7 protein-coding genes and 4 pseudogenes are annotated in these 10,045 nt (G+C 69.0%); 4 read left to right on the forward strand and 7 right to left on the reverse strand.

Annotated features, from left to right (window positions below; genetic code table 11):
- The 4 genes and pseudogenes from AD428_RS16730 to AD428_RS16745 all read right to left on the reverse strand — a co-directional run.
- Positions 1 to 344, reverse strand: a pseudogene (locus AD428_RS16730) (VirB4 family type IV secretion/conjugal transfer ATPase); the annotation flags it as partial.
- The gene (locus AD428_RS16735; RefSeq protein ID WP_053243771.1) at positions 341 to 745 is read right to left on the reverse strand and encodes a type IV secretion system protein VirB3; all 405 of its coding nucleotides are present in this window, start codon (positions 743 to 745) and stop codon (positions 341 to 343) included. The gene AD428_RS16735 and the pseudogene AD428_RS16730, both read right to left, overlap by 4 nt.
- 116 nt (positions 746 to 861) lie before the next feature.
- Positions 862 to 1,038 (reverse strand): annotated as a pseudogene (gene minC, locus AD428_RS25260) (septum site-determining protein MinC); the annotation flags it as partial.
- A 150-nt stretch (positions 1,039 to 1,188) separates the two neighbouring features.
- Positions 1,189 to 2,955, reverse strand: a complete 1,767-nt coding sequence (locus AD428_RS16745; RefSeq protein WP_053245930.1) for a glutamine--tRNA ligase/YqeY domain fusion protein — start codon at positions 2,953 to 2,955, stop codon at positions 1,189 to 1,191.
- A 197-nt stretch (positions 2,956 to 3,152) separates the two neighbouring features.
- On the opposite strand from AD428_RS16745, the gene AD428_RS16750 reads away from it, so the two are divergent.
- Entirely contained in the window at positions 3,153 to 4,496 is a 1,344-nt protein-coding gene (locus tag AD428_RS16750) for a cytochrome ubiquinol oxidase subunit I (RefSeq protein ID WP_082308463.1), read from the forward strand.
- Positions 4,493 to 5,553 (forward strand): annotated as a pseudogene (locus AD428_RS16755) (cytochrome d ubiquinol oxidase subunit II). The gene AD428_RS16750 and the pseudogene AD428_RS16755 overlap by 4 nt, the downstream one beginning before the upstream one ends.
- A gap of 14 nt (positions 5,554 to 5,567) precedes the next feature.
- On the opposite strand, the gene recQ reads toward AD428_RS16755, so the two are convergent.
- The 3 genes from recQ to AD428_RS28145 form a co-directional block, all read right to left on the reverse strand.
- Positions 5,568 to 7,397 carry a DNA helicase RecQ gene (recQ, locus tag AD428_RS16760; protein WP_053245931.1) on the reverse strand — a complete coding sequence of 610 codons (1,830 nt, stop codon included), beginning with the start codon at positions 7,395 to 7,397 and terminating at the stop codon, positions 5,568 to 5,570.
- A gap of 110 nt (positions 7,398 to 7,507) precedes the next feature.
- The gene (locus AD428_RS16765; RefSeq protein ID WP_235490661.1) at positions 7,508 to 8,419 is read right to left on the reverse strand and encodes a fimbrial protein; all 912 of its coding nucleotides are present in this window, start codon (positions 8,417 to 8,419) and stop codon (positions 7,508 to 7,510) included.
- Between the two features lie 40 nt (positions 8,420 to 8,459).
- Complete coding sequence (locus AD428_RS28145) at positions 8,460 to 8,669, reverse strand: hypothetical protein (protein WP_235490666.1); 210 nt, start codon at positions 8,667 to 8,669, stop codon at positions 8,460 to 8,462.
- A gap of 360 nt (positions 8,670 to 9,029) precedes the next feature.
- Between AD428_RS28145 and AD428_RS16770 the strand changes: the two genes are divergently transcribed.
- Together AD428_RS16770 and AD428_RS16775 are read left to right on the forward strand one after the other, a co-directional pair.
- Positions 9,030 to 9,731, forward strand: a complete 702-nt coding sequence (locus AD428_RS16770) for a response regulator (RefSeq protein WP_053245932.1) — start codon at positions 9,030 to 9,032, stop codon at positions 9,729 to 9,731.
- A pseudogene (locus tag AD428_RS16775) lies at positions 9,731 to 10,045 on the forward strand (ATPase); the annotation flags it as partial. The gene AD428_RS16770 and the pseudogene AD428_RS16775, both read left to right, overlap by 1 nt.

Here is a 10,045-nt window from a genome sequence, read left to right on the forward strand (position 1 = left end):
ATCGGCGGCTTGCCATCGAAAACCTTGCGGTAGGCGGCGTCGTGAGCGCGTGAGAACGCGTCGGGGTAGTTGCTTTCCGGGTATTCGGAGACACGACGCCGAACCAAATGCGTCCAGAGGCCGAAGCCACTCGGCCACCCACGGAGAACGTTGTTCAGCTCCTCGATCCAGGCCTTTTGCTCGGCTTCGGAGTAACCTTCGAAGGTGCGTCCGTCGATGCGCCAGGTCGACAGATATTCCCAATCACGAGTGGCAATGATGGATTCGGTGACATGGTGCGAAAATGGAACATACTTGCTGACTGCCGGCTCTTTAGCGGGCAGCGCCGGAGCGTGGTGGGTCATTGATTACGATCTCCCAGCTGCCGGCACCAACGCCGGCGCTTGCCGTATGGGGTGGGGGTCAGGGAAACGGCGCCCCAGTGCCGTTTGTTGGGTGCAAAGAGCTTGGTCTTTGCCCAGAGCTCCCAAATCCAGAACGCGCGATCGTCATTTCGGCTGAGCACAGCCACGACCGGGTACAGGACAGGTCCGAGCAGCCAGCCCCAGAGGGTGAACATGGCGACCGAGACGGTCAGGAAGACCAGGCCAACAAAGGCTCGGGTCGGAACGCCGCCCTTGATGGTGGCTATGCGGGTGGCTCCCTTGAACAGTGGGTACTGATTCGGTGGAACGCTCGACGCTGTGGCAGGCGTCTCGGGCGCGGCCCCACCGCGCTGGCGCGACGCCTTTTCAGGGGCGCTCATATTCAGAAGATCAGCTTGATGAGGCCGCCGGCGAGAGCGCCGGCAAACACAACGCCGCCAGCCCACTGGATCAGCTGGTCTTTGCGGATGACCTCCGCGGAGTAAGCGAGGCCCAGGGCGTCGACCCGGCTGGCGTCCACCACCACCGGCTCGTTTTCGAAGAAGCTGCCCGCGTCGGCCATGCGCTTGGCCAGCGCGGCGTTCAGGCGCTCGGGGTCCGCATCGTGCAGCACCACGCGCACGGCATACAGCGTGGCGCTCTTGAAATCCAGGGCTAGGGGTTCAGTGTTCATGTTCAGGAAGAGGCCGGGACCCGGCGCGCCGGGAAACGGCGCGTCCGGCCGGCTCTGGAATGTCGGGCATGATAACCCGCCTGCCGCCGCTTTCGTAGGGCCGGGCGGCGGCAGGCGGCCATGGACGGCCGGAGGGCGTCGGGCCCGGGCTCAGCCCTGGGCCCAGGAGTCGCGCAGCGTGACGATGCGGTTGAGCACGGGGGCCTCGGGGGTGGAGTCTTTCATGTCCGCCGTGAAATAGCCCAGCCGCTCGAACTGCCAGGTGGCGCCGGGCGCGGCCACGGTGCCCGGTTCCAGCCAGCCCGAGACGGTCTGCTTGGAGTCGGGGTTCAGGCAGGCGATGAAGTCCTTGTCGCCCGCGTCGGGGCGCGGGTCGGCGAACAGCCGGTCGTACAAGTGGATCTGCGCGGGCACGGCGTGCGCGGCGCTGACCCAGGTGATGTTGCCCTTGACCTTGACGCTGTCCGCGCCGGGCGTGCCGCTCTTGGTGTCGGGCAGGTATTCGGCCTGCACTTCCACCACTTCGCCGGCCTCGTTGCGGGTGAAGCCGGTGCAGCGCACCACATAGCCGTACTTCAGGCGCACGGTGTTGCCCGGGAACAGGCGGAAGTATTTCTTGGGCGCTTCCTCGCGGAAGTCGTCGCGTTCGATCCACAGCTCGCGCGAGAAGGGGAATTCGCGCTGGCCGGCCTGCGGGTCGTGCGGGTTGCGCGGCGCGGTGCAGGTTTCGGTCTGCCCCTCGGGGTAGTTGGTGATGACCAGCTTGAGCGGGTCCAGCACCGCCACCGAGCGCGGCGCGACCGGGTCGAGATCGTCGCGCACGGCCTGCTCCAGCAGGCTGTAGTCGATGCGCGAGTCGGACTTGGACACGGCGGTGCGGTCGCAGAACAGCCGGATGGAGGACGGCGTATAGCCGCGCCGGCGCAGGCCGAAGATGGTGGGCATGCGCGGATCGTCCCAGCCGTCCACGTGGCCTTCGCGCACGAGCTGCAGCAGCTTGCGCTTGCTGGTGACGACGTAGCTCAGGTTCAGCCGCGCGAATTCGTACTGGTGCGGCAGCGGCCGCGCCAGCTTGCCCAGCTCGGCCAGGCGCGCCAGGATCCAGTCGTAAAAGGGGCGCTGGTCTTCGAATTCCAGCGTGCACACGCTGTGCGTGATGCCTTCCAGCGCGTCTTCCACGGGGTGCGCCCAGCTGTACATGGGGTAGATGCACCACTGGTTGCCCGTGCGGTGGTGGGTGGCGTGGCGCACCCGGTACATTACGGGGTCGCGCAGGTTGATGTTGGGCGAGGCCATGTCGATCTTGGCGCGCAGCACCAGGCTGCCGTCGGGATGCTTGCCGTCGCGCATCTCGCGCAGCAGGGCCAGCGACTCGGCCGCGGGGCGGTTGCGCCACGGGGAATCGACGCCCGGTTCGGTCAGCGTGCCGCGGTTGGCGCGGATCTCGTCGGCGCTCTGTTCGTCCACGTAGGCATGGCCCGCTTCCACCAGGGCTTCGGCGAATTCGTACATATAGCCGAAGTAGTCGCTGGCGAAATACAGGTTGTCGTTGCCGTCCGCCTTCCAGTCGAAGCCCAGCCAGTGCACGGCCTCGATGATGGCGTCCACGTATTCCTGGTCTTCCTTCTCCGGGTTGGTGTCGTCGAAACGCAGGTGGCACACGCCGCCGAAATCGCGCGCCAGCCCGAAATTGACGCAGATGCTCTTGGCGTGCCCGATGTGCAGGTAGCCGTTGGGCTCCGGCGGAAAGCGCGTGCGGATGCGGGCCGGATCGGGCCGGCCCTGCGCCTGCACCGACGCCGGTCCGGGCTTGCCGGCCCAGAGCTTGCCCTGGAACCGGTCGGCCTTCAGGTCGTCCTCGACGATATGGAGCAGGAAATTCGATGCGGCGGGCGGTGGCGTCGTGGCGGAGGTCATTCTGGAAAGAATAGGAAAAAGCAGCGACAAAGCGTCAATTTTGCCACGTTCCGGCGTTTGCGCCCCGGCCGCCCGCCGCCCCGGCGCTCCCGCCCGGCGGTAACAGGCTCTACACTTAGGGCCATCGAAAAAAGGGAAGGACCACGCATGAGACTGCAACAAGGCGGCCACCCCGGCGCCGCGGAACACTGACACGCATGGATATTTCGACGCTATCGCTGGCGCGCACGCAATTCGTCGCCAGCCTGAGCTTCCTGGCGCTCTTTCTCGCTGTTTCCCTTTCGCTTGCCTGGGTCCTGCTGTTCTTCAAGATCCGCGCCCGCATGACCGGCCTGCCGGGCTGGACGGCGGCCTACCGCTTCTGGGTGCGCATCTTCGCCCTGGCCTTCGTGCTCGCGCTGGCCTCCAGCGTGCCCGTGCTGATCCAGCTCGGCAGCCTGTGGGCCGGCCTCATGGACAAGATCGGCAACGTGGCCGGGCCGCTCCTCGGTTTCGGCATTCTGTCGGTGTTCGTGCTGAAGTCCTGCTTCCTGGGCGTCATGCTGTTCGGGCAGCGTCGCGTATCCGACCTGGCGCACACCCTGGCGGTGTTCATGGTGGCGCTGGGCCAGGTGGTGGCGGTGTTCTGGGTGGTGGCCCTGCAATCCTGGATGCAGACTCCGGCGGGCGCGCTGCTGGTGGACGGCCGCTACCAGGTGTACGACTGGGTGGCCGTGGTGTTCAATCCTTCGCTGGGCTGGCGCATGGGCACGGTGCTCGTGGGCGCGGCGCTGGCCACCGCCTTCCTGATGCTGGGCGTGACGGCCTTGCAGGCGCTGCGCCGCCCGTTGGGCGATGGCGAGCGCTGCACCTTCAAGACCGGGCTGGTGGTCGCGCTGGTGGCCACCATGCTCCAGTTCCCGGTGGCGGCGGCTCGGGCAAGCTCATGGCCCGGCTCCAGCCGGCCAAGGCGGCCGCCGCCGCGGGCTACTGGGAGAGCGGGCCCGAGCCCGCGCTGGTGCTGCTGGGCTGGCCCGACGCGGCGGTTTCCCGCCAATGAGGCCGACATCACGTTCCACGGCATGGGCGGTGCCTGGCTGCACCGCGACGAAGACGGCCGTTACCGCGGCCTGGACAAGTATTCGGGCATGCTGCCGCCGGTGGCGCTGACGTTCTGGTCGCTGCGCGTGGCGGCATTGCTGGCCCTGCTCATGACGCTGGCCGCCTGGCTCACGTTTTTCCGGGTCTGGCGCCGCGGCCTGGACCCCGCCGCGCTTTCGCCGGGGTGGCACCGCATGCTGCGCGGCATGATGTTCTCGGGCGGGCTGTCCGTGGTGGCGGGCTGGTGGGTGTCCATCATCGGGCTGCAGCCTTTCGCGGTGAACGGCACCGTTACCCAGACCGAGATTCTCGGCCAGGCTTCCACCGCCGCCGTGCTGTACGGAATGGCGGGCTACGCCGTGCTCTACGCGTTGTTGCTGGCCGCGTTCGCCGGCATGCTGTTCCATGCGGCGCGCTATGGCGTGGTGCCGGTGCGCAAACCCGGAGGAGGTTCTCCATGATCGCCATGCTGGCCGCTTCGCAGGGCCTGAATCCCGACGACCCCTCTTTCTGGATGCCGCTGGCCTTCCTGGCGATGCTGTTCGCCGTGATCGCCGCCGGCCTCGTGCTCGACGGCTTCGACCTCGGCGTGGGCATCCTGGTCCAGCTTGCGCCGGCCGAGGAGCGCGGGCGCATGATGGGGCTGCTCAGCCCCTGGCGCGACGCCAACGAATTCTGGATGCTGCTGGGGCTGGGGCTGTTCGCCGCGGCCTTTCCGTTCGCCTGGGGCGCGGTGCTGGGCAAGCTCTACGGCCCGCTCACGCTCATGGTGCTGGGCGTGGTGTTGCGCAGCGTGTCGTTCGAGTTCCGCATCCGGGCCCGCAACGAGCACAAGCCGCGCTGGATCTTCGGCTTCTGGGCGGGCTCGCTCATGACCGCATTCGGCCAGGGCATGCTGCTGGGCCGCATCGCCACCGGCTACCAGACCGATGCCGGCTACGGCTGGTTCGCCGTGTTCGTGGGCCTGTGCGCCGTGGCGGCCTACGTGCTGCTGGGCGCGGCCTGGCTGGTGATGCGGGTCGACGGCTACTGCAGCGGCGCGCTTCCGGCTGGGCGCGCCACGCCATCCGCTGGACGGCGGTGGGCATGGTGGCGGTGGCCGTCACGCTGGGCCTGGCCAACGCCGGCATTTTCTACAAATGGAGCAACATCGCCCACCTGGGCGTGGCGGCCACAGTCTGGGTGCTGATGCTGGCGGGCTACGTGGCGGCGGAAATGCTGCTGGCGCGCCTGCCCGGCCGCGCCGAGCGCTTTAGCTGGCTGCCGTTCGTACTGTGCGTGGGGCTTTTCCTGCTGATGCTCAGCGGCCTGGCCTACAGCCTGTTTCCCTATCTCATCCTGGACGACATGACGATCTGGGACGGCGTGGGCGCGCTGGGCTCGATGCGCCTGGTGATGGCGGGGGCCGTGATCGGCATCCCCGTCGTGCTGGTGTTCAACATCCTGGCCTACCGCTCGGTGTTCGGCAAGGAGCGCGCGCCCGTGCCGCTGCTCCCGCCTCCCGCCGAATCGCGCTGAGCGCGGCGGCTCGGTCAGAGCACCGGCCGCGCCACGCGCTGCAGGATTTCCTCGCCGTACGCTTCCAGTTTGCGCGCGCCCACCCCGCTGATGCGGCTGAGCGCTTCCATGGAGTCCGGCTGCGCCAGCGCGATTTCCCGCAGCGTGGCGTCGTGGAAAATGACGTAGGCGGGCACGCCGTGGTTCTTGGCCACTTCGCCGCGCCAGGCCCGCAGGGCCTCGAAAACGGGCTGCAGCTCCGGCGGCAGGTCCACCACCGCCGCCTTGGCGCGGCCGCCGGCCGTCTTGCCCGAGCGGGCCTTCTTTTCGGGCTCGCGCCGCAGCATGAGCTGGCGTTCGCCCTTGAGCACGGCGCGGCTGCCCTCGGTGAGGGCGAGCGTGCCGTAGCCTTCGTGGTCCACCGTGAGCAGCCCCTGCGCCAGCAGCTGGCGCAGCACGCCGCGCCAGGCGGTTTCGCTCAGGTCCTGGCCCACGCCGAACACGGACAGGGTGTCGTGGCCGTGCTGGCGGGTGCGGTCGGTGACCTTGCCGCGCAGGATATCGATGATGTGGCCCGCGCCGTAGCGCTGGCCGCGCTCTTTCCAGAGCCGGTAGACCGCCGACAGCACCTTCTGGGCCGCGACCGTGCCGTCCCAGGCCTGGGGCGGCTCCAGGCATACGTCGCAGTTGCCGCAGGGGCCGATCTGCTGGCCGAAATAGGCCAGCAGCCGCATGCGGCGGCATTCCACGGTTTCGCACAGCCCCAGCATGGCGTCGAGCTGCTGCCCCAGGCGGCGGCGATAGATCTCGTCGCCCGGGGACTCGTCGATCATGCGGCGCTGCTGCACCACGTCCTGCAGCCCATAGGCCAGCCAGGCCGTGGCGGGCAGGCCGTCGCGGCCCGCGCGCCCGGTTTCCTGGTAATAGCCTTCCACCGACTTGGGCAGGTCGATGTGCGCCACGAAGCGCACGTCCGGCTTGTCGATGCCCATGCCGAACGCAATGGTGGCCACCATGACCACGCCGTCTTCGCGCAGAAAGCGCGCCTGGTTGGCGGCCCGCACCTGCGGGCTCAGGCCGGCGTGGTAGGGCATGGCGTCGATGCCCTGGCCGCACAGGAAATCGGCGGTTTCCTCGACCCGGGCCCGCGACAGGCAGTACACCACGCCGGAATCGCCCTCGTGCTCGCTGCGGATCATTTCGAGCAGCTGCTTGCGCACCTCGTTCTTTTCCACGATGCGGTAGCGGATGTTGGGCCGGTCGAAACTCGACACGAAGTGGCGGGCGTCGTCCAGGGCCAGGCGCTGCGCGATCTCGGTCCGGGTGGCGGCTGTGGCGGTCGCGGTGAGCGCGATGCGCGGCACGTCGGGCCAGCGCTCGTGCAGCGTGGACAGGCCCAGGTATTCCGGCCGGAAGTCGTGCCCCCACTGGGACACGCAGTGCGCTTCGTCGATGGCGAAGAGCCCGATGCGGCCGCGGTCCAGCAGCTGCATGCAGCGGTCGGTGAGCAGGCGTTCGGGCGCCACGTAGAGCAGGTCCAGCTCGCCGGCCAGGAAAGCCTGTTCCACCTCGCGGGCCACACGCCAGTCCTGCGTGGAATTGAGGTAGGCCGCCCGCACGCCGAGCTCGGTCAGGGCGTCGACCTGGTCTTGCATGAGGGCGATGAGGGGCGAGACGACCACGCCCGTGCCTTCGCGCACCAGCGCGGGAATCTGGTAGCACAGCGATTTGCCGCCGCCCGTGGGCATGAGCACCAGCGCGTCGCCGCCGCCGATCACCTGTTCGACAATGGCCTGCTGGTCGCCGCGGAAGGATTCGTAACCGAAAACGCGCTGGAGGATGTCGAGGGCGCGCGGGTCAGACATGGAGGTAGGGCGGAAGCATCATGGCGGGGATTTTAAGCCGCATTTGCGCCGGACCGCCCACGAAGGAGAGGTTTCCGTCTTCCGGGCGGTTCCGGCCGCGGCCCGGGCGGCTACCAGTTGAGCCAGGTGCCCCGCATGAAGGTATCCACCGGCATGCTGAGATTGGCGCGCCATTCGTAGTTGCCGCTGATGATGTCGCGATCCGCGCCCACGGCCAGCTGCACCTTGGGCGCCACGAACATGCTGTGCGAAATGCCCAGCCGTTCCTCGGCCAGGGCCGAGCCTTCGCGCAGGCCCGAGTAGGTGCCGCTCAGGGTGCCCCAGCCGGAGATCGGGATACCCGCCGACAGGGTGTTGCGCGTCTGCGGCGCGCCGGCCACGCCGCCGGTGTACGAGGCGATGTCGCCGAAGCCCGCGCCGATCTGTTCGTTCACGTAGCCCAGGTTGACCGCGTCGGCCACGTCCACGCTGTAGCCGAAGCGGTAGCGCCAGGCGTTGCTGGCGTCGAAGGTGCTTTCGGTGGCGCCGACCTGGAAGGTGCCGTAGCCGGCCGTTTTGTAGGTGGTGCCCAGCCCGCGGCTCGTGAGCGAGGGGGCGCTCTGCATCTGTCCCTCGACCGTGAGCGACGGCGTCAGCCCGTAGCGCACGCTGCCGGTCCCGACCGAGGCGCCGTAGTCCACGGCGCCGGCCTGGGCATTGGGGTCCATGAGGTTGAGCCGCCCGATCGAGGAGGAATAGCCCAGGCTGCCTTCGGGCAGCGTGGCCGACGCGCCCGCCCAATTGGAGATCTGGATGCCGCCTAGCGGCGCGGCGCTGCCCCAGGCGGGCGCGTTGGTGTTGAGGTTGCCCACCGTGACCGAGGGGCCGTCCGGGCTGCGGTAGTTCCAGTTGCGGTCGCCGTAGCGCAGCCCTTCCTGGCTGCTGACCGAGGCAAACCAGGGACGGGTCGGACGGGATACGCCCGAGATCACCACCACCGGCGGGCGCGGCACGTCGCCGCTTTCCAGTCCCAGGGAATACACAGGCGGGGGCTGGGCGCCGACGCGTCGGGGTCGGAACAGTTCAGGGGGCCGGCCTCGGGCGGCGGGAACACCGGCTCTCCCGACAGGCCGGGCCCGGTGCCGGGGATTCCATGTCGCCCCCGCCGCGCACCGAATTGTCCAGGGCCGGCTCCGCGGCCTGCAAGTCGCAGGGCATGGGGTCCAGCGGCACGGCGCGCGCCCGGATGTCCACGGCGGGACGCACCGGCACGGGCTGGACGGGGGCCAGCACGCCGATGCCGCTCGCGACGTAGACGGCGCGTCCGGAGCGCGGGCCTCGCCGGGCGCGCTGGCGGCGCGCAGGCGCAGCAGATCAGGCTGGCGGAAAATAGGGCGCGGAACAGCCGAACGCCCCGGAATGCAGGAACGGCCATGACTACACTGTATTAGGGAAGGGCGCGCAGGTGTAAACGAATGCCGGATGTCCGGCAAGGCGCGCGCCGCAGCGCGGCCCATTGTAGGTCGAGTCGGCGGCGCCCGCGGGGTTCCGCCCTCGGGATCGCGAACCTTCCGGCAACATTGCGCAACAGCCGTATTTCAGTTGATTTCCCCCCTCTTGCCGTCCGGCGGCCGCGCCGCCACTATGGCGGATATGGAAAATCCGCATACCAAGCTGCTGGTCGTCGACGACGACCCGGCCCTGCGCCAGTTGCTGGCCGATTACCTCAACCGGCACGGCTACGACACCCTGCTCGCCCCCGACGCCAGCGACCTGCCCGCGCGCATCACGCGCTACGCGCCCGACCTGCTGGTGCTCGACCGCATGCTGCCCGGCGGCGACGGCGCCGACGCCTGCCGCCGCCTGCGCGAGCAGGGCGAAGACATCCCCGTCATCCTGCTCACCGCGCGCGACGAGGCGGTGGACCGCATCATCGGCCTGGAGGCCGGCGCCGATGACTACGTGGGCAAGCCTTTCGATCCGCGCGAACTCCTGGCCCGCATCGAGGCCGTGCTGCGCCGCAAGCGCGGGCCCTCGGCGCTCACCAAGGACTCGCCCGTCTCGTTCGGCCCCTTCGTCTTCGATCCTTCCACGCGCCAGCTCTCGCGCGACGGCGCGGTGGTCAAGCTGACGGGCGGTGAAATCAACCTGCTCGAGGCGCTGCGCGCAACGCCGGCAAGCCGCTGTCGCGCGCGCGAGCTGCTCGCGCTCGCGCGCGACGACGACGCCGGCGAGCGCAACGACCGCGCCATCGACATCGCCATCCTGCGGCTGCGCCGCGTGATCGAAGACGACCCCAAGCAGCCGCGCTGGATCCAGACGGTCTGGGGCATCGGCTACCGTTTCTCTCCCTGATGCGTTTTTCTCCCGGCCTGCTGGTGCCGCGCTCGCTGCGCACCCGCCTCATCCTGCTGGTCCTGGGCTCGGTGCTGCTGACCCAGGCCGCCACGCTGGTCACGGTTTCGTACTTCCGGCACAAGTTCATGGAAGACGTGGCCATCGGCTACATCGTCACCACCATCCGCACCCTGCGGGCGGCGGTGTCGCAGGTGCCCGCCGAAGACCGCGCGGAATTCGTGCGTTCGGCCTCGCAGAACCAGTGGCGGCTGTGGTCGCGGGTGCTGCCGGCCGAGGCGCGCCTGCAGCGCTTCAATGGCAGACGCCCGCCG

The organism is Achromobacter sp. DMS1, assembly GCF_001270295.1.